The following is a 20,259-nucleotide window of genomic DNA, read 5'->3' as shown; positions in this document are numbered from 1 at the left end:
TGACATTCTGGAGCCGGCCATACCCGCCACGGAAGACGACAGGGCGGATATCGCGGTATGGATCAATTTCTGGGGGATGCTCTCTGCGGACCCTGAGCTTCAGAAACTGAACCGTAAGCTCCATGCGGAGGGAATGGAAACCTATGAACGCGCAATCCGATCCGCCTGGCCGGAATGTGCAGATTGGTCGGACGACGTGTTCAGCACGGTACGGTTCTCGATCGTGTCCTGCCTCTTTGGCTTGAGTGCGGCCGGTATCGTCAACCCGTCAATCTGGCCGAAGAAGGTCTTGCGCGATCAGCTCTGCTTGCATTTGGACCTTATACGGAATTGGGCGCAGACAGAAATGCGCTCGATAAAAGAACGCGCCGACGCAGGTCTCCAGACCTCGAGACAAGACTGAACGTCCGCTTTCTAATCTACCGCGGCAACCGATCTTGGGTCTGCTTGGTCCGACACTTTTTGCATGCGCAGGCAGCGAGAATTGAACACTTCCGGTTTGGGCTCCAAGCCGACCTCGGAGGCAGCGCAGCAATCTCGTGTTATGGTGCCTCGTCAACGTCGGGTTGTCGTTGTGGGAGGGCATGGCGGATCTGTCAATCGGCATTGAATCGTGACCCCGTATTGGAGTGCGCCCATCGGGATGGACAAGATCATGCGGCGGTTTTGACAGTGGTCAATTTTGCATGCCGATCCACAGCCGGCCCTAATTGCGTCAGCCGCCCACCATGCGAGGCGACGAATGCACGATTGGTTCGAGCGGACTGCCGTCGTTCTCGGTAGCATGGCGGTCGAAGGTCTTGAATCCTGCCGGCAAGATCGTCCCTGGCTGGGCCTCGGAGACGAAGATATGTTTAGTGTTTTCTGTAACTGGAGACACTGCCGAAGGCTTATCCAGCGTGCCTGCGTAGATGCCGATCCGGTCGGGCCAGCGCTCGAAGGTCAAGGCCAGCTTGGTGCCGCAGTCAGCGCAGAAATGAACGTTGATGTCCTTGCCGCTTCCCTCCGAGGGGAGGGCATAGACAGCAGGACTGGCGCACTTGAATACGAATGACGAGCGCTCGAAGATCGGCTCGATCATCCGGTCCGATCCCGTCGCGCGCTGGCAGAACCGGCAATAGCAGACCGTGATCCAAAGCGGATCATCACCAGTGTCGTAACTGATTTTGCCGCAAAGACAGCGGCCCTCGTGTCCAGCAGACATCTTTATCTCCTTTTCCCGTGCGGAACCAATAAATCGCAGTCTATATCAGACCCGGAAAGATCTTAATCGGCAATACGAAGAGCAGGTCGCATTGGGCTCGGGGCATTCATTCAGAAACGCCTCTCGATAACCGTTCGCAGGAGGAGCTTACGGTCCGCTTCTGATTCATCGGCGTGTTCGCTTCGCACTCGCAAAGAAGGTCCGGAAACCGCCCCTTCTGCTGGATGTCGTGCACGGCCCAGACCGGACACTCATCGTCTGATCAGAAGCTGCATTGCAGCGTCACCGAACCGGTCATCCGTGCATCGTGCAGCATTTTCACCAGCTTGATGACCGCGTTGCCTGGACTGCTCTTCATTGTGCCGGGCCATGGCGATACCCTCCGAATTTCGGGGAAGTCGCGTATTGTCAGGGACGAGACGATAAGCAAGCGCCTATCAGTGAAGAGGAAACAACCATTGCTGGCGCTGGTGGTCGATGTTCAGGAAGTCTTCATGCATTGTGCTAAGGCCTTCATTAGGTCTCGCCTCTGGCAGCCAGACCATTGGCCCGAGCGCAAAATCTCACCGACGCTCGCGGAGTGGGTCGTCGGGACGGTTGTCAAGGAACAAACCCTGGAGCAGGTCCAGGCCATCCACATGAACGATCAGGAAACTCGCTTGTATTGACGTCGATGAATTTCTGCTGGATCGGAGCAGAATTTCGCGTCGGCGCCGTATGTCATGGTGGCAGTGTCGGTCCGATGGCGACGTTCTGGAGAAAGGGGCGGGGCGGAGGCCGCAGATGCTTGGACCGTGGAGTTGCGCCGCTGGATGCGGGATGTCCTCGACCGAACGGGTGCCGCACATGTCTTGCGCGTGCTCGATGTCCCCGAGGCGGAGTGCCTCAGGCGGTTGCAGGCCCGCAACGCGGTTGGAGATCATCGGTTTGCGGTGACCGACGCGAAGTTCCGGCAGTTCTCGGCCCATTTCGCCCTTCCCACTTCGGAAGTAGGCTTCACGATCCGGCTGCACGGTTCCCCGGACCGATAGATATCAGCTACCGAAGCCCTCAACCAGCGCGTCGAACACGACCCGCAGGCGGCGCGAGCGGGCAATATCCCGGTGGGCGACAATCCAGACCTGGAAGGCGATGGGCGCGAAATCCGGCACCGCGCGTGCGACCGATGGGTCCGCATCGCCGATCCGGTCGTCGAGGATGACGCCGCGCTGCTGGAGGCAGTGAAGATCGCGCTGCTTCTGGTCGTCACGGTCTCCGAGGTCGGCTTCGCGCTCTGGCTGCTGATGCGCGGTCCCCGCGAAACCAATCCCGGCGCCGTCGCCGTCTGACCCACTCGGGAGGGGATCTGTCATGAAACGCATCTGCATCGTCGGCATCTCGGGCAATACATGACCGAACACGCTCTGGCCCGAGGCTACGAGGTGACCGGCGTCTGCCGTCCCGAAAGCGTCGGCAAGCTGGCGCGCTTCGAAGGCCGGATCACCGTCTTCCCCGGCCGCACCGACAATCGCAAGGTGGTCGAGGCCGCGACCGAGGGCTGAGATGGCGTGCTGGTGGTCCTGGCGCCCTGGGGCGTGCAGGACTATGCCTCGGGCACGGCACGCGCGGTTCTGGACCTCGCGCCGCCGGATGCGAGGCTGGTCTTTTCCTGCGGCTGGCATGTCAGCCGCGACGGAAAGGACCGCTACGGCTGGAAGATCCGCGCCATCGTCCGCTTCGGCACCCCGATCCTGAAGGCGATGCGGTTGGTCGATCTTGACGATCAGGTGCGCGCGGCAGACCTGATCTTTGCCTCCCGGCGGGACTGGACCCTGGTGCGCGGCTCGGGCCTTGAGGAAGGGCCGAGCGAGGGCCTGCCGGTCCGCGCACGCCATGCCCACGACCCGGTGCTGGCGCGCAACCTCATGCGGCGCACGGACTTCGCGCTGTTCATGGTCGCCGCGCTTACCGACCCGACGCTGATCCGGGAAGCACCGGCCATCACCGGGCAGGGGTGATCTCCTGCTGCCGGGGGGCTGCTATCCCTGTCCTGCTGATATCTGCCTCGTCGCGTAGTCGCGCAACAAGGACACACGGCGCGGTCTGAAGCTGCGTCCGTTGAGGGATGCACGTTCGATGCCCGAGGCGTGGAAAATGCGCCAGTCCTGCCGCAGGCAACACCAGACCAGCAGTTTCAACCTGCCCTCCGAATAGCTGATGCCGAGGGGCCAGATTTCGCGCTCCGTGACACGCCCGCCGAGGTCGCGATAGCGGACGTCCAGCGCCAGTTCCTCCCAGCAGGCACGCCGCAGCAGCGCCGTGTCGACGGCGGGGGCCGCCGCCGACGGCGCATGAAAGCTGCGCAACACAGTGTGCAGGGCCTGGCGGGATTGCCCGTCGGGCAGCGTGGCGATGATCCGGGCCAGCGCCGAACGGCCCGCCGCCTCCAAATCCGCATCGCCTATCTGGTGCAGGTCGCCCACCGCAAGGACAAGCGCCTCGATTTCCAGTCGTGAAAAACTTTGCGGTGGCAGCGCCGGGTCCTCGGTCAGCGTGTAGCCGACCCCGGCTTCGCCGTCGATCAGCGCGCCGCCCGCTCGCAGCGTGGCGATGTCCCGGTAGAGTTGTCGCCGCGATACGTCCGTCTCCGATGCCAGCCGCGCGGCGGTGACGGGGGCGGGCAACCGCCGCAGCGCGTCCATCAAGCGCATAAGGCGATCGGTGCGAGCCATACTGACGGATTTTGTCAGCAGCCCAAGCGTATGACAAGCCATCACGCAACCACAGGAGACACCAATGCTGACGCTCTACCACGCCCCATTCTCCCGCTCGACCTCCATCCTCGCCCTCATCGAAGAGATGGGCATCGCCGACCGTATCGACGTGCAGGAGGTCACGGTCGCCCGTGCCGACGGCACCGGCGGTCCGGACCCGCGCAATCCGCATCCCGAGGGCAAGGTCCCCTATCTGACGAACGGCGCGGATCATGTCCGCGAACGGGGCGCGATCATTGCCTTCCTGACGGACATGTTCCCCGAAGCGGGGCTTGGCCGTCCCGTCGGGCACTCGCAGCGCGGGGCCTTCCTGAGTTGGCTGTTCTATTACCAGGGCATCATGGAGCCGGTGCTCGTCCTCGACCGGGCGAAGGTCGAACATCCCGTGGTGCATGCAACCTTCCGGGGTCTGGATGCGGTCCTCGCCCGTCTGTCGGAGGCGCTGGACGGCCGTCCCTACCTGCTCGGCGAGTGCTTCTCGGCGGTCGATCTGCTCCTGTCGAGCCCCTTCCAATGGCTTCCGGACGCGATGCCGGAAGATCCCTCTGTTCAGGCCTGGATCAGGCGCTGCGCGGAACGTCCGGCGCTGAAGGCGGTCGTGGAACGAGAGCGGCTGGCGCTGTCGGCGTAGGTCCCGCGTGCCCGGGGCTTTCGGTCGGCGCGATGACGGCCCGTCACGAGGCGCTCGATGCGTTGATCCCCGGGGACCAAGTGACAGCCCGTGCGCCCCTGCAACTGCGCGTTTCACTCGCCATCACCGCCCATCATGAACGTTGATGGCGAGGCTCTCCACTATATGCGTGATCTCCCGCGTCAATGCCTGTTCGAGACCGACGGCGGCAACTGCGAGGCCCCGATTCGGGGCAACAGCCGCGTGCAGCCCCCAGAAGCCACCGTGGCGATAGATCCGGATGCCGTCGGGCCCGCCCGCGAACAGGCCCATTCGGTAAGGGCTGTGCAAATTCAAGCACTTGGAAGTTTTTCGGGGCGATGTAACTCATCATCGCCGGGCAGTTCCCATGTCGTCTCGATATAATCAAACATGCCGCGTGTGATTTCCATATGGAAGGTATCACCTTTTTCCTTGTTGCGAGCTTCGATACGCTTCCACCGCACGGAAGCATCGACATCCAAGACATGCAGTCTTATCGTGAACTGAGCCTGTTTTGCGAAGGCGGCATACCTTTGACGATGTTCATGCCGCTGAAAGCCAAAGTCCAAAATCGACGGTATCCCCAGCCTGCCGAGTTGCAAGGCCATTGCCCACATTTGCGCCTCGCAACGATGGACGCGCGGGAAAATCCATGCCGGGCTCAAGCTTTCTGGAGCATCCTCCCCAAACAATGATACCATCCATTCATCGATAGAGAAGACGACACCGCCGATATTGTTGGCCAACTCTCGGGCATATGTTGTTTTGCCCGCGCCCGTTGAGCCGCAAATCAGGTGAATATGTTGTGTATCATTTTCCTGCATTGAGGAAACCTCTCTTAATTGTAGGGGGTGTTCGCAGAGCGTGTTGGTCGGCCGAGCGGACCTTGCGGCTGGCCGGTGTGAGCGCATCAACGCGTGTTTCGCTGACGACGCATTCGAAAAAGAGGGCGGCCTGGCTGTGCAATTGCATCGGCGACGGCGATGTCATGCGGAAATCTCCTTTGCGAAAGAGGTTTGACCTTGGCGCAGAAGCACAAGGCCCACGGAGACGAACCATGCGATGGCGCCAAGGCCGAAGACGGCGCCGGCGACCTCGCCGAGGGCCGGCAGGATCGTCGCGAGACCGGCGAAGCCGCAGAGCGCGCCGATCCCCGATGGGACGCGACCGAGAATACCGCTCGCGCGCCCGGCGAGGCTGACGACAAGAATCCATGCGCCGCCGGCGATCTCGTTGCCGCCGCCAAGGCCCAGTTCGACCGCGTGCAGCGTCTGCCAGAGCGACGCGGCGGCCACCGGGTCGTCGGCCAGCGCGTGGGTCCGTTCCACGGCGACGTTGGCGATCATGCCCGCGCCGAGGACAAGCGTGGCCCAGACCAGACCGATCGCGCCGGTGACGGCGGCGGCATCGGGGCGTGACCGGGCGATCTGCTGGCGGAGCGTGACGACCAGAACGACGAGCGCCAGAGCGTTGACGACGTAGATTACGGTGTTCCAAGCGATCAGCACGCCGGGCCGTTCCGCGATGAAGGCCGCGACGGCGGCGGAGTCGATCTCGTTTGTCCCAAAGCCCAACGGCGCGAGCACGGTGACAAGAAGGGCGAAACCGAAGACATAGCTTGCGGCACAGGTCAGAGCGGCGAGGCCGCCGGCTTTGCGGAGGGTCATGGGCGGGGTCCTTTGGGATGCTGGGCCTGGTCGGTGGCGAGGATAGCGAAGTGATCCGTAAGATGCCGCGTTCCGAAGCGGGGCGCGACCATATCCATCCCAAGCGCGGTGAGGAAGAACCGCGCCGGGCCGCTGATCCGCCGGGGCAGGATCGGCAGAAGCGCGAGGGCTGCGCGGCGGAGCACATCCGGCAGGCGCGTGATGCGGGGCGCGGTCCCGAGCGCGGCGAAGGCGGCGTGGGCGATCTCGTCCTGGCTCATCACGTCGGGACCGCCGATCTCTGCCCAGCCCCGCTCTGCGTCCGTCGCGTCAGCGACGGCAACCGCCAGGTCGGCGCCATGAATGGGGTTGAGGCGCTGCGTTCCGTCTCCGAACAGCCAGACACGCCCCTTGCGCGCCATCGCCAGGATCTCGCCCATGTCCGAAAAGTAGCCGGTGGGCGCGATCACGGTCGCAGGCACGTCGGAGGCGTGAAGCGCCTCCACGAAGGCAACCTTGGCATCGACGAGCGGCACGCCCGCCATGGCATCGGCGTTCAGGACATGCACATAGGCAAAGCGCCCGACGCCTGCTGTTTCGGCCTCGCGCAGCAGGTTCAGGTTCGCCTGGAAGTCCACCTCTCGGTAGCCGAGCCCGTCTGCCTGCCGCGTGATGCCGAGCGACGAGACGACGAGGTCAACGCCATCCATGATCCCTGTGAGCGTATCGGGCCGGGTGGCCTCCGCTTCGATCAACAGATCGGCGATGCCCTCGGCCCGCGCGGTGTCGCGGACCAGCGCCGTGACGTGGTGCCCGCGCCGCGCATATTCGGCGCAGAGGTAGCGCCCGAGGTAGCCGGTCGCGCCGGCAACAAGAACATTCATGGATCATCTCCGGGTTTATGAGACACCGACGCCAAGCGCGACGGCGGACATGAGGGCGAGGACAGGTGTCCAGAGCAGGCGCTCCGGGCGCGACGGGCTTGCGGCATTCGCGGCAAGCGACAGCAGCGTGAGCGCAACGGTGGGCCAGAACAGCGGCGCCAGCAGGGCCGGACCGATGCCGGCCCGTGCCATCACCGCCCCGGCCATCGTTCCGAGCAGCGCGGCCTGGACCAGCGCCAGCCCCCGCCAGAGGGGCGGCAGACGGCCGGGGAAGCGACCGCCGACCGTGAAGCGGCCCAGCGGGGCACCGGCGGCGACGGCAAGGTGCATCAGCACAGGCAAGGCGGCCAGCCCGGCATAGGCAAAGGCGAGAGCCTGGATCATGGCCGGACCCTCACCACCGGAGCAGGCGCGCCGCAAGGGATCGCCGCGCCCCGCGTGGCCTTACCGCAAGCTGGCCACTGTCGCCCCAGAGGTGCCGGGGCGGATACTCACAACGCCATTTCGGGCGACCGGCCCCCCCGGTCAGCAGATGGTGCAGATCCGTCATGCGGGCATGGACATCATGCATGGCACTCTCCCTCAGTTCACGACCGCGTGGCCGCGACCGCGCAGGCAGTTGAGGACGATGGCCTTGCGCGTGTCGCTCGCCTCGGACGCCCCGGCCGCGGCACCCGTCAACGCGCCGACCATGGCCCCGCCGAGCGCGTCGCCGTCTTCATCGGCCTCGCCCAGTATCCCGCCGATCCCGGCGCCGATGGCCGCTGCGGCCATCGTTTCGTGGTCCAGCTGCGACTGGCTTCGGGCAAGGCTCCGGCAGGCGGCGAGGTCGCTCTGGAACTGCGCGCTGGGGGCGCCGTCCAGGATCGGGTCCACATCCGCGCCCATGTCGGCGCAGGCCCCCAGCAGAACTGTCAGGCACAGGGGGGCGATCAGTATCGGTTTCATGTCGTGTCTCCTTCGACTGTCAAACGTGTCGAAGGGTGCCTATACGCCCCCGCCGGGTGACGGCATGACCGCAGGGATCAGTGGATTGACCTGCGGCATCAATCGTTCAGTCCTGCGCCAACCAGGCGGTCGGGCTCGCCCCGGTCCAGCGGCGGAAGGCCCGCACGAAAGCCGAGGCCTCCGAAAAGCCCAGGAGATAGGCCGTTTCCCCGACGGAGACCTTGCGCGCGCTCAGGTAATCCATCGCCATTCGGCGGCGCAGGTCGTCATGGACCTGCGCGAAGGTGATGCCTTCGTCCTTCATCCGGCGATAGAGCGTCTGCCGGCTCATGCCGAGGTCGCGCGCGATGCGGTCCATCGACAGCGTTCCTTCGTGCAGGTCCGCGAGCATCCGCGCCTCGACAGCCGAGCGCACCGTGTCACGCGTCGCGAGGTCGTCCAGAAGCGCGTCCGCGTGGCGCGTAAAGATGCCGAAGACATAGTCCTTGCCGCCGTCGAACGCCTCGTCGAGCCAGACCGGATTGATCCGGAGCGCGTTGCGCGCCGCGCGGAACGTCACCGGCACGCGGAAAAATTCCGGGTAGCGGTTGGCATGCGGCGGCGGCGCGTAGGTCACCTCCAGCGCCCGCTCGAACGGGAATTCCGGAGCGGAACGGCGGAATTCCGAGATGAACCGCGCGAAACTTGCCTCGGTCGCCATCCAGCTGCCGTCGCACGGGCGGTGATCCACCAGCCAGACCGCGTCGCCGTCGCGTTCCAGCGCAAACCGGTCGCGTCCGCCGGGGATCGGCACATCGGCCATCAGGCGCGCATATCGGTTCAGCTGATCCAGACTGTGCGGGAACGAGGTGGAGGCATGCACGATCTGGCCGACGATCGACATCGTCTCGAGCTTGGTCTCCAGAACATGGCGCAAGAGCAGGGAGGTGTCGCCTGTCGCCTCGACCCCGGCGGCGATGAGGGCCTGATAGGACGCGACCGCGATGCGCGTGTCCTGATCGGCCAGATCCTCGTCCGTCAGCCTCGACGCCGCCAGCAAGCTGCCGCGAGGCGCGCCCTCGGCCACCGCATAGTCAAGGAAGGCGGTCGCAAAACCGGCGGCCATGGTCTGATCGGACATGCGGCAGTCTCCTCGGGTCAAGATCTTGATGCGCCCGGTCATGCCATTTCAGACCCATCCCGGGCAGTTTGTTCTGAGACGTGACGTGAGGACAACCCCGATGCTGCACCAAATGTTTGAGCCGATCACGGCTCTTCTCGTTTTCTCCGCCCTGGCCTTCGCGACGCTCTTGTGGCTCACGCGGGTGCCAGCCACCGGGATCGACGCGCCTTGAACATCGATCCGAAAGAAGACCGCCTCCGCGGCATGATGCGGGCCTATGCCAGCCCCCGCCACACGGTTGTCGCGACCGGCGTCCGCGACTGTGAAGCCCGGTTCATCAGCTCGGGAACACCCGTCTCGAATATGTCGGTCGGGGACATGATCTTTGAGATCGGCTCGATAACCAAGGTGTTCACGGGCATCCTGCTTTGTCTGCTGGTCGAGGAAGGCAAGGTCGATCCCCATGCGCCCCTGCGCCACATGTCGGGCGACCTCGCAAGCGTTCCGGACTGGATCACTCCGGAACGCCTGATTTCGCATACAGGCGGCCTTCCCAATTTTTACATGCCCCTCTGGCGGGCGCTGTTGCGGCCTGCGCCCGACGGCCCCTACGCCGGGTTCCGCCGCTCCGATCTGCTGGCATGGCTTCACACGTGGCGCGGACGGGCGTCCGAGCCCCGGCGCGGCCACGCCTATTCGAACCTTGGCGTCGGCCTTCTTGGTGAAGCCATGGCCATGCAGCAGGGCGCGCCCTTCGTTGACATGCTCGCGGAAAGGATCGTTGGTCCACTTGGGCTGAGAAACACGACACACCGCCTTGACGCGGATCAACAGGGACGATTTGCGCATCCGAGACATATCAGCGGGCGACCAGTTCCGCCTTGGCGGTTCGAAGCCTTGGCAGCCGCCGGATGCTTGCGGTCCTCGGCGCATGACCTCGCGCGCTTCTCGACGCGTGTGATCCAGGCGCTGAACACCCCGGAGAACTCGTTGGATCGCGCGATCTGCCGTTCGGCAGAACCCGTTTTCGGATTGGGACGACGCGGTTGCACCGATCCCGCCGCGCAATGCTCGGGCTGGCTTTCGATGAAGCCGGCCAAGCCCGGTTCTCGTATTCTCCACTGCAGCGGCGGAACGGCGGGGTCGACCTGCGCACTCTACATTTGCCCCGAAAAGGCAGAGGCCTGCGCGGTCGTCTCCAACAATGGAATTGCTGGTAGCCTTTGGGGTGGCATCAGGCTGGATTGGTCCAACCAGTTGAGACAAGCGCAGGGATATTTCGAGGCGACCTGATTTCGGAGCGACCTTTATGTGCGGCGGGCCAGCGCCTTCGCATCTGGCGACCGGGCCGTAGTGTCGAGGGTGGTGCACACGGTCCGTGGACCCATGAGCTGCACGGTTCGTCATCACCTCTTGGGGGCATCGGAATTTCAATATTTGCTCAGACGATAAACCGCGACCAGTTGCCGTAGTTGTGGCGGATATGCCCGCGGGGAATGCTCAGCGCCACAAGTGCCAGCCCCACAGCCACATCAGCAAGGCTCTGGAGTGGGGTAGAGGAGGCCACAAGAGCAGTGATGACCAGCGCTGCACCCAGCAGGATGTTGAGAAGCCGCGCGGGTCGCACGGACTCGGCTGTTGCTGTCACGGCCACCGTGAGCACGAGCGCCCCGATCAGGTGATCGGCGTCGGCCAGCAGCCCCTCCGTGCCCAGTGTCATGCGCGTGCACATCAGCCAAAGCCCCAGCCCCATCGTCGCCAGCAGGGTCCAGGGAAGGCTGATTCCCCCCGCCAGCATCTCGTGCACGAGCCGACCGGGCCGACGTTCGAAATCGTAGCGGGCCGAGGCGTCGGGGCCGTCGTCGGTGTCGCCGAACAGAATGACCCGCAGCAAGGGACGGCCTTTACGGCGCCGGCGCGCAAGGAACTGACAGGTCGCGATCACCTCGTCCATGGAGTACGGGATCTGGATCAGCATGGCAGCGGCGGTGATGAGACAGAGCGTACACCATGTTCCCAGGACGATCGGCTGGATCACGATGAAGGTGATCGATACGATCCCGAGCGGGATGATCATGATCCCGAAGATCAGCACCAGCCAGGGCATGGTCCGCCACCGACGGGCCGAACCGATCAGACCGATCAGGATCTCGAGCATGTATGTCAGCGCGCCCAGCCCCGCATCGGGCACCGGCCATGCTTCGGAAACCGAGGAGGTGATGATCTCCTCGGTGCCGTTCTTCGCGTCGGTCGCCGTGTTGCCGACGGTGAAGAAGGGTTCCCAAACGGCGTCGATATGGCCCAGCTGATAGGCCGTCAGGTAGCGCGAGACATAGAGGCCGAGAACGGCAAGAATGATGATCGGCAGGCGCTGGAACCAGTCCGAAGGCGAATAATCCCATCCGGGCGGGACCGTGGGCCCGGTCGTCGCCGCAACCCGGCCCACGCCGGGGGCCGGACGCGACGCAGAGGCTAGCCCGAAGACCAGCGCGCCCACGAGCGTCCCGTTGAGATAGGCCTGCGCCGTCGGAGCCCAGAAGGCCAGCGGGGCGAACATCACCCACAGGCCGACGGCGGCGATCAGCCATCGCACCATGGCAAGACGCCATGACAGCGCGACAAAGCTCAGCGCCATGATGACGAGTCCCGCGACGACGTCGCTGACGGTCATCGCCATGCTGTCGTAGCCAAGGATTGGGGGGCTTGTCACCAGCCAGCTTCCAAGCCCGATATTCACGAAATGGGCCCAGCGGAACCTGTCGTGGTCCTTGCGCTGTTTCGCTTCTGCCCTGCTGCGCAGCGCATCGGGGTCGTCCGTGCGCTCGGAGCTCGTCTCGAGCCAATGCGGCACGGTCAGGCCGTTGGCCTTGTACCAGCCAAGCGGGTCCGCCTTCAGCGCCTCCACCATCTTGGGCAGGGTGTCCCTCAGGCGGTGGCGCGGTTGCCAGCCCAACAGTGCCCGCGCGCGCGAGATATCGAGCTCGTAATGGTCGTTGGCCATCTCGACCATGAAGGGTTTCACGAATGGCGTCTCGCCATAGTCCAGGGCGTCGGGCACGACCGGTTCGGTCCTGGTTTCGAGCCATGCCCCCGCCGCGGCAAGCGGTTCCGGCACAGACACCGTTTGCCAATCGTCATCGTCGTGAATCAGCTTCGCCAGTGTTTCCTGCAACTCACCATAGCTGACGGCCTCCGGTTCGCCGATCAGGATGGTCGTTTCCCCGGGCAAGTCGGACCGGCGATCCAGGGTGCGCTTGAAGGCATCGACCATATCGCTCTGGTGCAGAAAAGACTGTCCGGTTTCGAGATCGCCCGAGTACGCATAGGCCTTGGGATCGCGTTCGTAGATCCGCCGGATCTGTTGCATGAGCGTCGGCACGCCGGTCGTCTCGTCATAAAGCCCGGCGAGGTGCAGCAGCACACATGGGATGTCGCCGCGTTCTTCGCGGATGACCTTTTCCGTGCGGGCCTTGGACTGCGGATAGGCCCATTTCGGGTCGATCCGGGTGCTTTCGGTGATCGGCACGCCGGGTGCGCCGGGGCGATGGACCAGCATCGTGCCTGAATAGATGAATTGCCCGACCCGGCAGGCGCGAAGCTCTCTGAGCAGGTTGCGTGTCCCTTCGACATTGACCTTGTCGTAGGCGGGCGAATTTTCGCCGGAAAAGTCAAAATACGCGGCCAAATGGATGACGGAAGCGATTTCCTCTCCATGCGTGTCGACCAGTTCCCCCATCGCAAGCTTGATCGCGTCCGGCGAGGTGAGGTCCGTTTCGATCACGTCGCAGGCTGCCCCTTGCTTCGAGACGTCCATGCCGACCACGCGGTAATCCTTTTCGATCGCCCGAACCACAGCAGTACCGATCTTGCCGGCAGCACCTGTGACCAGGACAAGAGGCTTGTTCGCCGTGTTTTCCGGAGATCCTGTCACCATTCGATCTGCAAGCTGTGCAAGTGGGGCAATGCGAGTCTGCCTTGATTTTCGGGAGCGGGCGGCTTGAAGGCGATCGGCACGGACTGCCTCGTATGCGCGCTGCACCCGCACCGAAGTATTTCATTTGTTGGTAAATTGTTGGAGCGGAGGATTTGTTCCCACGACGCCTGAAGGCCATCGCGTTAGGCTCCAGACCCATTGATTTCATTCCGTTGTCGTGATTCAGGCTCCGCAAGGAGACCTGATCTATGAGCAATCTTTACTGGCTGACCGGGGCGCAAATTGAACGCCTGAAACCGTTTTTTTCCCAAGAGCCATGGCAAGCCCCGGGTTGATGATCGAAGGGTTCTGAGTGGCATAATTTTCATCAATCGCAATGGTTTGCGGTGGTGCGATGCACCTGGGGAGTATGGTCCGGGCAAAACACTCTACAACCGCTGGAAACGCTGGAGTGAAAAGGGGGTCTTCGCCCGGATCATGGCGGGCCTGGCCGCAGAAGGCGCCGAACACAAGACCATCATGATCGACGCGACCTATTTGAAAGCGCACCGCACGGCCTCCAGCCTGCGGGTAAAAAAGGGGGGCGTGCTCGCCAGATCGGACGCACGAAGGGCGGCATGAACACGAAGTTACATGCCGTCACTGATGCGAAGGGCCGCCCGATCCGGTTCTTCATGTCGGCTGGACAGGTCAGCGATTACACTGGCGCAGCGGCGCTGCTGAGTAGCCTGCCGAAGGCGGATTGGCTCTTGGGGGATCGTGGATACGATGCCGACTGGCTGCGAGAAGCCTTGAAAGACAAAGGGATAAAGGTTTGCATCCCCGGTCGAAAGTCCCGCAAGAAAACCGTGAAATATGACAAGCGGCGGTACAAACGGCGCAACCGGATCGAGATCATGTTCGGCCGCCTCAAGGACTGGCGACGCGTCGCAACACGATACGACCGATGCCCCGAGACCTTCCTCTCCGCAATAGCTCTCGCAGCAACGATCCTCTTCTGGCTTTGAAACTCAATTAGTCTGGAGCCTAGAGGTTGCAGATCTCGGCGTTTGCGTTGAATATGTCCGGAAGGGTGCGTGCGCCGGTGTCCGGTATCAGAAGGCGCTCGTGAGACCAAGGTTCAGATATTTGTCCTCGTAGCTGTAGACTTCGATGTTTGCTGCCCGGTTCGAGTATCCAAACTCAATGAAAGGCGACAGTCGGCCGAGGATGAACGTGTCGGTTTTCTGGACGCGAAGATCAATACCGTATTCTGTCTCCTCCCGGGCTGTTCCCAGTCCGGGTGATGCCGCTAGTTGATGAAAACACTTACTAAAAATCGACGGCTCGATTCGCCAGCTGCCTGCGATCTCCAAGCTGTGCCCCAATCGTAGTTCTCCCCAGTTAAAATCCAGATCATCCCGGCTCGATGCATCCTGGTGCTGCAATGCCAAGTTCAGGGAAGTTTCCCCGCGGCCGCCGAATGGCATTACAAGCTTGGCCGACATCAGGTACCGGTCAGCTTTTTCGATCTGTTCGGATCCAATATCCACATTCTTGGCTTGGAACTGAAGAATCGTTGTGATGCCCGATGTTGTACGCCATTGAAGCCCGGTGCCGATACCGGTCCAGTCCTCAGCCTTCTCTCCTGCACGATAATTTGCCCCTCGTAGCAGTTCGAGATAGACGCTTTGTCGGGGCCAGGTCATTTGCAATCCCGCCTCAATCTCGAATTGCCGCTGATCGAACGTTTCTCCGTCCGTTTCATAAAGAGAGGCGTCTCCTCCGAGGTATCCCTGCACTCGAGCCCGTTGGGTTGACTGCCAAAGAGTCCATTGCTTGCGGATGTCGCCTGTCATCTCGACACCTGTTTCCGGAAGGTCAGGGCGATCCATCTTGAAGGTCAAAGGTGTGCCGTTGAAATCCACATCGAGCTCATCCGTGGAATAGGAGCGCCCTGCGCCCTCGGGAGCACGCAGACGGAACTGGAAGCTCGTTTGAAGACCGCGGCTTTCATCGATAGCGCGCATGAAACGCAGAACCTTCTCGCGAACGGACTCAGGAAGATCATGCTCGGACAGAACGATCCGGAATTCGCGTTTGGCGGCTGCCAGTTCGTCTGCAAAAAATAACGCGCGCGCGAGCTCCAGACGCACACGGACAAGATTGGGATTGTCCGCCAGGAGACGGGGGAACCTGCGGACCGCGATTTCAGGATTTCCTGCTGTCATCTCGAGGAGTCCTTGTTCGAAGGAAGCCTCGATCATCTGCCAAGAGGATGCGGCAGCAGTGCCCTGTGCGCTGACCACGCAGGGCATTGCAGAAATCATGGCGCCCGACAAAGCGACCGCCATGAAAATGTCTTTAAATGACATATGGATTACTGTGTGGCGCCGAACGAGCCGGTGTAGGATGTTGAGCCGTCGCCGGTCACATATGTTCCACCGACTTCCTCGGCATTCGGGCCATAGAACTGACCGTTTGCAGTGCCGCTCAACTCATTGAGGAATGAACCGATTTCTACATCGAAGCTGCTGCCGTCAATGTTGCCATTTCCGGCGAAATCGAGCTCCGGCGCGGCACTCAAGAAGTTACCGCTGTCGATATCGACAAACACAGTGTCTGTGGACGCCATGGCAACGCTGGAGTTGTCAAAATCAGCTTCGACAGAGATGTCTGATCCTGTCAATGCTGCAGGCGCATCATTGGTGACAGGTGCGCGGCGACACGGGTGCCAGAGCCGGAACGAAGCTGCGCCGCTCTGGTTGGGCTTTCATAGATTTGAATGACACGAGAAGAGGGAGCCATGGACAAACCGCAGGATTTTCCGCGCCTCGATGCGCTGCAGTCGGACGCCCCGAAAATCGCGCTGCGCGCGGTATCCATCGGAACGGTAGCGAGCCTGTGCGTTTTCGGCGCGCTCGGCGTGCTTGGTCGACGCGAGGCGCGCAGCGCCGTGGCTCCGATCAACGCCACCAGCCACGTTCTTTACGGCGACCGAGCCGGTGTGGTCGAGGACATCGACATCTCCCACACCGGCGTCGGCTCCGTGATCAATCATGGGGCTTCGATCTTCTGGGCGCTGCCTTTCACCTGGTGGCTTTCCCAGACCCGGAACCGATCGGCCTCCCGGATCGCGCTGGCAGCCGCGACAACCGCCACGGTCGCCGGGGCGGTCGATTACGGCCTCGTACCGCGCCGCCTTTCGCCGGGATGGGAGCACGCCGTGCCGCCTCGCTCGGTGGCTATGACATTCGGATCCTTGGCGGTCGGCCTCGCGCTGGGGGCCTTGGTGACGCGGCGCCTTGACCGGGGCTGACGGTTTCCGAAAGCCGCTCTGCAATGCCGGCAAGGCCCGTTTCGCGTGTTACCGGACCGTGCGGACAGGGCGTCACGCCGGTGTGGGGCGCGGTCGCCCGGCGCGCCATCGCAGCACGATCTCGGCGATCAGCAGATAGGGCACGAAAAACGCGACGACCTGGACCTGGTCGAACAGCCCTGTGAATTCCTCGTTCGAGGCGACGCCGCCGGTTGCCGCAAACCAGATGGCGTAATGCATGCGGTAGATCCATGATCCGACCGCAAGGACGACCAGGCGCACAGCCCAGGCAAAATGACGACGCAGATCCTTGGCCAACGCGAAATAGACCGTGTTGACGGCCGTCCAGATCATCGCAGCGCCGTAAATGGCAAACCAGAGGCTCATCCACCAGCCGCCAATCGTGCCGCTCACCGTGATATACACCAGCCCGCCAGACCCCGTGGCGACGGCCAGCACGAACAGGCCATAGCCGAACCGCCGGTGAAGCCCGGGCCATCGGCGCCGGACGATCGGCAGGGCCTGAAGCGGTGCGCCGAAGGTCAGAACAGCGCCCGCGATCATGTGCAGGGCAATCCCGACATTGGCCAGAATGCCATCGTTGTGGAAGACACGCGATACCTCGGCCGGGTTCCGGGACAGCAGCCCGCGCAGCCCCAGATCGCCGGAATAGACCACGAACCAGCCCGTATTCAGAGCCAGCACCAAGAGAAGCAAGGTCGGAAGGTAGCGTCGCATGCGGGATCAATTAGCGCGCAACGCGGGTCAAAGCCACTGGCCGCGCGGCCCCTGAGAAATCGTCCGACGCGGGTTCCTGTCAAGCGAGGTCGGCAATGCGCGCTTTGCCCGCATCCGAAAGCCTTGTCGATGACGATCCCGGATGCGGCACGATCCTGGGTACTGGCGGCCTCCTGTCGCAGAAAGAGCCTGCCGACAGCTGCTGTCCATCGTGATGCTGGGGCGCAGCCCGGCATACCAGACGTGCAACGCTTGAACTCGGAGCGGCGTGATCGGTTCGAGGGCAAGTTGCCGTCGATCGCCTTGGCGCGACCTTGATCATTTTCTGCCGGCACGTATTGTCCGAGACATGATGGGCAAGGGTCACATGCGCGTATTCTTGCGGCGGGTCACCGCCCTTATCGGGTTCGTCGCCGCGTTGTGGATAATCCAGGCTGTCAATTGGGCGACGGGCTATGCTCTCAACGCCGCGTTCGGGCTGATCCCGAGGCAGGTCAGCGGCCTTGACGGTGTTGTCGGCATGCCGTTCCTGCATGGCAGTTTCGAACATTTGATTGCGAATACAGCGCCCTTGCTCTTGTTGGGCACGCTGCTGGCGGCAACCGCAACCCGAGCCCTGGTGGCCATGAACGGTGTGGTGGTCGGCTTGGGGGGTGCATTGGTCTGGCTTCTTGGCAGTTCAGCCATTCACATCGGCGCATCCGGACTGGTTTTTGGATGGTTCGGCTTTCTCATCACGCGAGGTCTGGTGGACCGATCGCCTGTGACGCTTGGCGCGTCGGTTCTGGTGCTGGTGTTCTATGGCTCGATCATTTGGGGTGTGCTGCCCGGTCAACCCGGCGTTTCCTGGGAGGCACACCTGTTCGGCGCCATTGCAGGCGCCGCTGCGGCCATCTTGATACGCGCGCATGTCCATGCCCCGCGTATGCGCGACGTCAATCGGCCGTGAAGATCCTTGTTGTGATGACACGGACAGAAGTATCATGTTGGAGAGAACAAGGCACCCTCATGCGACCGCGCTTTGCATCTGGTGATGAATTGTTCAGCGGAAACGCTTGTAACCGTGGAGCAGTGTCGTAAACGGCTCCCGAAGAGGTCTGCGGGTGCAGTGCATGCCGAATACGGGCTCAGCGGACTTTGCTGCCATTCAAGAAGTAATGAAATGGCCATGGAAACCAATGTGGAGAGTTCCCACAATGCCGATGCCATGGACGTACAGGCATGCCTCCAGGGAATGGCGCGCATTTCTCGATGACGTGAAAGAGCGCATGTCATTGGCATCTGACAATATGGCGTACACCGCTGTTGATGCGGTTTTTCAGACTTTCCGGCGCCGCTTGACTGCACAGCAAGGATTGAACGTTGCAGGAGTGCTTCCAAGCGTTCTCCGCGCAACTTTTGTTAACGGTTGGGATGTAACGGCTCTACCGGTTCCATTTTCCGAACGCTCCGCCTTGATTGCCGAAACCAAGCAAGTACGGGTGCACCATAATTTGACGCCGGACAATGCGATCGAGGCAACGGCTTGGGCGATACGTCGCTGTACAAATAAAACGGACTTTGAGCGCGTGCTGAAGCAACTACCCGATGAAGCAGTCGCCTTCTGGCACGTTGATGTGGATGATCGAGCAGAGCTTGAACCACGGATCGTTTAGCTCCTGCGCTGTATCGATCATCATGGCCTCGCAGCGGACATTACGGTTCAGGCGAATTCGCGGACGGCTGATGCTGCTCGTTCGACCTCCGACTCCGTGTTTCGGATGCTCGGCGCAAGTCGGACCAGCGCCGAAGGATACGGGGCGACCGATGCGATGATGGACCGGTCCCGGAGCAGGGCGACCACCTCGTCGGAACTCCGGCCATCCACATCGAAGGCGACGATGCCCGACGACATGTCCGGACCCGTCGGGGTGTGAACGCGGACGCCCTGGACGGAGGTCAGGGCTTCCTTGAGCATGGTTGCGAGGTCATGTGTGCGCGCCGAGATCCGCGCGCGCCCGATCGCGTCGTGAAGGCCGAACGCTTCGGGCAGGGCCCAGCGGTGCTCGAACGGCTTGAAGCCGCCGGGCGTCATCCGCAAGCCGTTGTTGCCTGCCGGAGGCGCTTCTCGTCGATACCAGGCGGAAAAGACGGTGCTGTCATCGAAGGTCGGGATCGTGGGCCGGGCGAGCGTCATCCCCCGTTCGCTGATCGCCGCGATGCCGGTCCCGCGGGGTCCGAACAGCCACTTGTGGCAACCGGCTGCGTAGAAATCGACTCCAAGCTCGAAGAAGTTCTCCGTCTCCACCCCGAAGCCATGCACCGCGTCCAGACCGAACAGGATCTGCCGATCCTCGTCGCGGTCGGCATTTGCCTCTCGCACGACGCCGGCGACCTCGGCGACGGGCAGCTTCAGACCCGTGTTCGAATGCACCCAGGTCAGCGCCAGAAGCCGCGTCTCGGGTCGGATCTCGGTCCGGATGCGATCGACGATACCTTCGCGGCTTGCCCCGCGTGCGTCCTCGAACAGGGCAATCCGCCGGATCGTCGCGCCGGTTCGTTGAGACAGGTGGTCCAGTGCGGTGTGGGTGACGTAGTAGTCCTCTTCCGTGGTCAGCACCTCGTCGCCTTCTCCGAGGCCCAGCGACGTATACATGAGCCCGATCCCCATCGTGGTGCTGTCGGTGAGCGCAACATGCGCCGGATGCATGCCCAGATAGTCGGCCGCCGCATTGCGGCTCGCCTCGGTCAGCTTGTCGCCGTTGGTTTCCAAATAACCGACGGGATCGGCATCGAGACCGCCGCGATGGCGTTCGATTGCGTCGCGCACCGATGCAGGATGCGAGGTGATGAGCATCGCGCTCATGTGAACCTTGTCCGGGGACAGCGGAAAAAGCTCCCGAACGGCACCCCAGTCGTCATAGGCCCCTTGTGCCCGTGCCTGGTGCAATCCCGGCGGAGTGGCGAGAGCGGTACCCATGCTTGCCGCAGCCATGAAGAGATCTCGTCTGGTGATCGGCATCGGGCAAACCTCGCGCACCGCTGTACTTCCCTCGCCAACGGTTGCCCGTCAGGGGAGTTCCCCCGGAGGGTTTTCAAGCGGAAAGGTTCTTTGAAAACG

Annotated in this window: 25 protein-coding genes and 1 pseudogene; 12 read left to right on the top strand and 14 right to left on the bottom strand. The window is 62.7% G+C overall.

Translation table 11 applies throughout. The annotated features are described in order from the left end of the window. On the top strand, positions 1 to 403 hold a 403-nt coding region (locus LCF60_RS13495; RefSeq protein WP_292292434.1), incomplete at its 5' end, for a TetR family transcriptional regulator C-terminal domain-containing protein. A gap of 312 nt (positions 404 to 715) precedes the next feature. On the opposite strand, the gene LCF60_RS13490 is transcribed toward LCF60_RS13495, so the two are convergent. After that, complete coding sequence (locus tag LCF60_RS13490) at positions 716 to 1,204, bottom strand: GFA family protein (RefSeq protein ID WP_292292432.1); 489 nt, start codon at positions 1,202 to 1,204, stop codon at positions 716 to 718. 224 nt (positions 1,205 to 1,428) lie between these two features. Here LCF60_RS13490 and LCF60_RS13485 point away from each other — a divergent pair, with 224 nt between their 5' ends. From LCF60_RS13485 to LCF60_RS13465, 5 genes are all read left to right on the top strand, one after another. Beyond that, positions 1,429 to 1,872: a hypothetical protein gene (locus tag LCF60_RS13485; RefSeq protein ID WP_292292430.1), complete on the top strand. Its 444-nt coding sequence runs from the start codon at positions 1,429 to 1,431 to the stop codon at positions 1,870 to 1,872. Between the two features lie 54 nt (positions 1,873 to 1,926). Beyond that, complete coding sequence (locus tag LCF60_RS13480) at positions 1,927 to 2,235, top strand: AAA family ATPase (protein ID WP_292292428.1); 309 nt, start codon at positions 1,927 to 1,929, stop codon at positions 2,233 to 2,235. A gap of 72 nt (positions 2,236 to 2,307) precedes the next feature. Beyond that, complete coding sequence (locus LCF60_RS13475; RefSeq protein WP_292292427.1) at positions 2,308 to 2,532, top strand: hypothetical protein; 225 nt, start codon at positions 2,308 to 2,310, stop codon at positions 2,530 to 2,532. A 60-nt stretch (positions 2,533 to 2,592) separates the two neighbouring features. Beyond that, positions 2,593 to 2,745 (top strand): hypothetical protein, encoded by a 153-nt coding sequence (locus LCF60_RS13470; RefSeq protein WP_292292425.1) that lies wholly within the window; start codon positions 2,593 to 2,595, stop codon positions 2,743 to 2,745. Between the two features lie 6 nt (positions 2,746 to 2,751). After that, on the top strand, positions 2,752 to 3,201 hold the full coding sequence (locus LCF60_RS13465; protein ID WP_292292423.1) for an NAD(P)H-binding protein: 450 nt from the start codon (positions 2,752 to 2,754) through the stop codon (positions 3,199 to 3,201). A gap of 21 nt (positions 3,202 to 3,222) precedes the next feature. On the opposite strand, the gene LCF60_RS13460 is transcribed toward LCF60_RS13465, so the two are convergent. After that, a complete protein-coding gene (locus LCF60_RS13460; RefSeq protein ID WP_292292421.1) occupies positions 3,223 to 3,915 on the bottom strand; it encodes a WYL domain-containing protein in 693 nt (230 codons plus the stop codon). A 64-nt stretch (positions 3,916 to 3,979) separates the two neighbouring features. Between LCF60_RS13460 and LCF60_RS13455 the strand changes: the two genes are divergently transcribed. Further along, positions 3,980 to 4,588, top strand: a complete 609-nt coding sequence (locus LCF60_RS13455) for a glutathione binding-like protein (RefSeq protein WP_292292419.1) — start codon at positions 3,980 to 3,982, stop codon at positions 4,586 to 4,588. Between the two features lie 123 nt (positions 4,589 to 4,711). Here the strand turns inward: LCF60_RS13455 and LCF60_RS13450 are convergent, their stop codons facing one another. From LCF60_RS13450 to LCF60_RS13420, 7 genes are all read right to left on the bottom strand, one after another. Beyond that, positions 4,712 to 4,900: a hypothetical protein gene (locus tag LCF60_RS13450; protein WP_292292418.1), complete on the bottom strand. Its 189-nt coding sequence runs from the start codon at positions 4,898 to 4,900 to the stop codon at positions 4,712 to 4,714. A 20-nt stretch (positions 4,901 to 4,920) separates the two neighbouring features. Then, positions 4,921 to 5,433, bottom strand: a complete 513-nt coding sequence (locus LCF60_RS13445) for an ATP-binding protein (RefSeq protein ID WP_292292416.1) — start codon at positions 5,431 to 5,433, stop codon at positions 4,921 to 4,923. A gap of 162 nt (positions 5,434 to 5,595) precedes the next feature. Beyond that, positions 5,596 to 6,276, bottom strand: a complete 681-nt coding sequence (locus LCF60_RS13440) for a hypothetical protein (protein ID WP_292292415.1) — start codon at positions 6,274 to 6,276, stop codon at positions 5,596 to 5,598. Then, positions 6,273 to 7,139: an SDR family oxidoreductase gene (locus LCF60_RS13435; RefSeq protein WP_292292414.1), complete on the bottom strand. Its 867-nt coding sequence runs from the start codon at positions 7,137 to 7,139 to the stop codon at positions 6,273 to 6,275. The genes LCF60_RS13440 and LCF60_RS13435 overlap by 4 nt, the downstream gene beginning before the upstream one ends. A 15-nt stretch (positions 7,140 to 7,154) precedes the next feature. Then, the gene (locus LCF60_RS13430; protein ID WP_292292412.1) at positions 7,155 to 7,523 is read right to left on the bottom strand and encodes a hypothetical protein; all 369 of its coding nucleotides are present in this window, start codon (positions 7,521 to 7,523) and stop codon (positions 7,155 to 7,157) included. 198 nt (positions 7,524 to 7,721) lie between these two features. Further along, positions 7,722 to 8,087, bottom strand: a complete 366-nt coding sequence (locus LCF60_RS13425) for a glycine zipper family protein (RefSeq protein ID WP_292292411.1) — start codon at positions 8,085 to 8,087, stop codon at positions 7,722 to 7,724. Positions 8,088 to 8,193: 106 nt separating this feature from the next. Further along, entirely contained in the window at positions 8,194 to 9,207 is a 1,014-nt protein-coding gene (locus tag LCF60_RS13420; protein WP_292292409.1) for an AraC family transcriptional regulator, read from the bottom strand. Between the two features lie 246 nt (positions 9,208 to 9,453). Here LCF60_RS13420 and LCF60_RS13415 point away from each other — a divergent pair, with 246 nt between their 5' ends. Beyond that, entirely contained in the window at positions 9,454 to 10,482 is a 1,029-nt protein-coding gene (locus LCF60_RS13415; RefSeq protein WP_292292408.1) for a serine hydrolase domain-containing protein, read from the top strand. 148 nt (positions 10,483 to 10,630) lie between these two features. Here the strand turns inward: LCF60_RS13415 and LCF60_RS13410 are convergent, their stop codons facing one another. Then, a complete protein-coding gene (locus LCF60_RS13410; protein WP_292292406.1) occupies positions 10,631 to 13,123 on the bottom strand; it encodes a vitamin K epoxide reductase family protein in 2,493 nt (830 codons plus the stop codon). A gap of 248 nt (positions 13,124 to 13,371) precedes the next feature. On the opposite strand from LCF60_RS13410, the pseudogene LCF60_RS13405 reads away from it, so the two are divergent. Next, a pseudogene (locus LCF60_RS13405) lies at positions 13,372 to 14,130 on the top strand (IS5 family transposase). A gap of 87 nt (positions 14,131 to 14,217) precedes the next feature. On the opposite strand, the gene LCF60_RS13400 reads toward LCF60_RS13405, so the two are convergent. Next, positions 14,218 to 15,456: a hypothetical protein gene (locus tag LCF60_RS13400; RefSeq protein ID WP_292292405.1), complete on the bottom strand. Its 1,239-nt coding sequence runs from the start codon at positions 15,454 to 15,456 to the stop codon at positions 14,218 to 14,220. Between the two features lie 26 nt (positions 15,457 to 15,482). Next, entirely contained in the window at positions 15,483 to 15,791 is a 309-nt protein-coding gene (locus LCF60_RS13395; protein ID WP_292292404.1) for a transferrin-binding protein-like solute binding protein, read from the bottom strand. Positions 15,792 to 15,908: 117 nt separating this feature from the next. On the opposite strand from LCF60_RS13395, the gene LCF60_RS13390 reads away from it, so the two are divergent. Further along, positions 15,909 to 16,421, top strand: a complete 513-nt coding sequence (locus tag LCF60_RS13390) for a hypothetical protein (RefSeq protein WP_292292403.1) — start codon at positions 15,909 to 15,911, stop codon at positions 16,419 to 16,421. 72 nt (positions 16,422 to 16,493) lie between these two features. Here the strand turns inward: LCF60_RS13390 and LCF60_RS13385 are convergent, their stop codons facing one another. Continuing rightward, positions 16,494 to 17,159 carry a DUF2306 domain-containing protein gene (locus LCF60_RS13385; protein ID WP_292292402.1) on the bottom strand — a complete coding sequence of 222 codons (666 nt, stop codon included), beginning with the start codon at positions 17,157 to 17,159 and terminating at the stop codon, positions 16,494 to 16,496. Positions 17,160 to 17,526: 367 nt separating this feature from the next. Here LCF60_RS13385 and LCF60_RS13380 point away from each other — a divergent pair, with 367 nt between their 5' ends. Together LCF60_RS13380 and LCF60_RS13375 are read left to right on the top strand one after the other, a co-directional pair. Continuing rightward, positions 17,527 to 18,108 (top strand): rhomboid family intramembrane serine protease, encoded by a 582-nt coding sequence (locus LCF60_RS13380; RefSeq protein WP_292292401.1) that lies wholly within the window; start codon positions 17,527 to 17,529, stop codon positions 18,106 to 18,108. A gap of 163 nt (positions 18,109 to 18,271) precedes the next feature. Beyond that, on the top strand, positions 18,272 to 18,814 hold the full coding sequence (locus LCF60_RS13375) for a DUF2267 domain-containing protein (RefSeq protein ID WP_292292399.1): 543 nt from the start codon (positions 18,272 to 18,274) through the stop codon (positions 18,812 to 18,814). 47 nt (positions 18,815 to 18,861) lie between these two features. Here LCF60_RS13375 and LCF60_RS13370 read toward each other — a convergent pair whose 3' ends face one another. Then, positions 18,862 to 20,118, bottom strand: a complete 1,257-nt coding sequence (locus LCF60_RS13370; protein ID WP_292292398.1) for an aminotransferase class V-fold PLP-dependent enzyme — start codon at positions 20,116 to 20,118, stop codon at positions 18,862 to 18,864. Positions 20,119 to 20,259 lie beyond the last annotated feature (141 nt).

Origin of the sequence: Marivita sp., assembly GCF_020055635.1 — a bacterium.
In the GTDB taxonomy this organism is placed as follows: domain Bacteria; phylum Pseudomonadota; class Alphaproteobacteria; order Rhodobacterales; family Rhodobacteraceae; genus Marivita.
The sequence above is the reverse complement of the archived record's forward strand: the minus strand, read 5'-3'. Positions and strand labels throughout refer to the sequence as shown.

Excerpts from the sequence above, each read along its gene's own strand:
- LCF60_RS13415 (WP_292292408.1), top strand. The coding sequence starts at position 9,454 with ATGATGCGGGCCTATGCCAGCCCCCGCCACACGGTTGTCGCGACCGGC.
- LCF60_RS13490 (WP_292292432.1), bottom strand. The coding sequence starts at position 1,204 with ATGTCTGCTGGACACGAGGGCCGCTGTCTTTGCGGCAAAATCAGTTAC.
- LCF60_RS13420 (WP_292292409.1), bottom strand. The coding sequence starts at position 9,207 with ATGTCCGATCAGACCATGGCCGCCGGTTTTGCGACCGCCTTCCTTGAC.
- LCF60_RS13400 (WP_292292405.1), bottom strand. The coding sequence starts at position 15,456 with ATGGCGGTCGCTTTGTCGGGCGCCATGATTTCTGCAATGCCCTGCGTG.
- LCF60_RS13485 (WP_292292430.1), top strand. The coding sequence starts at position 1,429 with ATGTCGTGCACGGCCCAGACCGGACACTCATCGTCTGATCAGAAGCTG.
- LCF60_RS13375 (WP_292292399.1), top strand. The coding sequence starts at position 18,272 with ATGCCGAATACGGGCTCAGCGGACTTTGCTGCCATTCAAGAAGTAATG.
- LCF60_RS13460 (WP_292292421.1), bottom strand. The coding sequence starts at position 3,915 with ATGGCTCGCACCGATCGCCTTATGCGCTTGATGGACGCGCTGCGGCGG.
- LCF60_RS13430 (WP_292292412.1), bottom strand. The coding sequence starts at position 7,523 with ATGATCCAGGCTCTCGCCTTTGCCTATGCCGGGCTGGCCGCCTTGCCT.
- LCF60_RS13370 (WP_292292398.1), bottom strand. The coding sequence starts at position 20,118 with ATGGGTACCGCTCTCGCCACTCCGCCGGGATTGCACCAGGCACGGGCA.
- LCF60_RS13380 (WP_292292401.1), top strand. The coding sequence starts at position 17,527 with ATGCGCGTATTCTTGCGGCGGGTCACCGCCCTTATCGGGTTCGTCGCC.
- LCF60_RS13470 (WP_292292425.1), top strand. The coding sequence starts at position 2,593 with ATGACCGAACACGCTCTGGCCCGAGGCTACGAGGTGACCGGCGTCTGC.
- LCF60_RS13385 (WP_292292402.1), bottom strand. The coding sequence starts at position 17,159 with ATGCGACGCTACCTTCCGACCTTGCTTCTCTTGGTGCTGGCTCTGAAT.
- LCF60_RS13410 (WP_292292406.1), bottom strand. The coding sequence starts at position 13,123 with ATGGTGACAGGATCTCCGGAAAACACGGCGAACAAGCCTCTTGTCCTG.
- LCF60_RS13425 (WP_292292411.1), bottom strand. The coding sequence starts at position 8,087 with ATGAAACCGATACTGATCGCCCCCCTGTGCCTGACAGTTCTGCTGGGG.
- LCF60_RS13455 (WP_292292419.1), top strand. The coding sequence starts at position 3,980 with ATGCTGACGCTCTACCACGCCCCATTCTCCCGCTCGACCTCCATCCTC.
- LCF60_RS13440 (WP_292292415.1), bottom strand. The coding sequence starts at position 6,276 with ATGACCCTCCGCAAAGCCGGCGGCCTCGCCGCTCTGACCTGTGCCGCA.
- LCF60_RS13390 (WP_292292403.1), top strand. The coding sequence starts at position 15,909 with ATGGACAAACCGCAGGATTTTCCGCGCCTCGATGCGCTGCAGTCGGAC.
- LCF60_RS13480 (WP_292292428.1), top strand. The coding sequence starts at position 1,927 with ATGGTGGCAGTGTCGGTCCGATGGCGACGTTCTGGAGAAAGGGGCGGG.
- LCF60_RS13450 (WP_292292418.1), bottom strand. The coding sequence starts at position 4,900 with ATGGGCCTGTTCGCGGGCGGGCCCGACGGCATCCGGATCTATCGCCAC.
- LCF60_RS13435 (WP_292292414.1), bottom strand. The coding sequence starts at position 7,139 with ATGAATGTTCTTGTTGCCGGCGCGACCGGCTACCTCGGGCGCTACCTC.
- LCF60_RS13445 (WP_292292416.1), bottom strand. The coding sequence starts at position 5,433 with ATGCAGGAAAATGATACACAACATATTCACCTGATTTGCGGCTCAACG.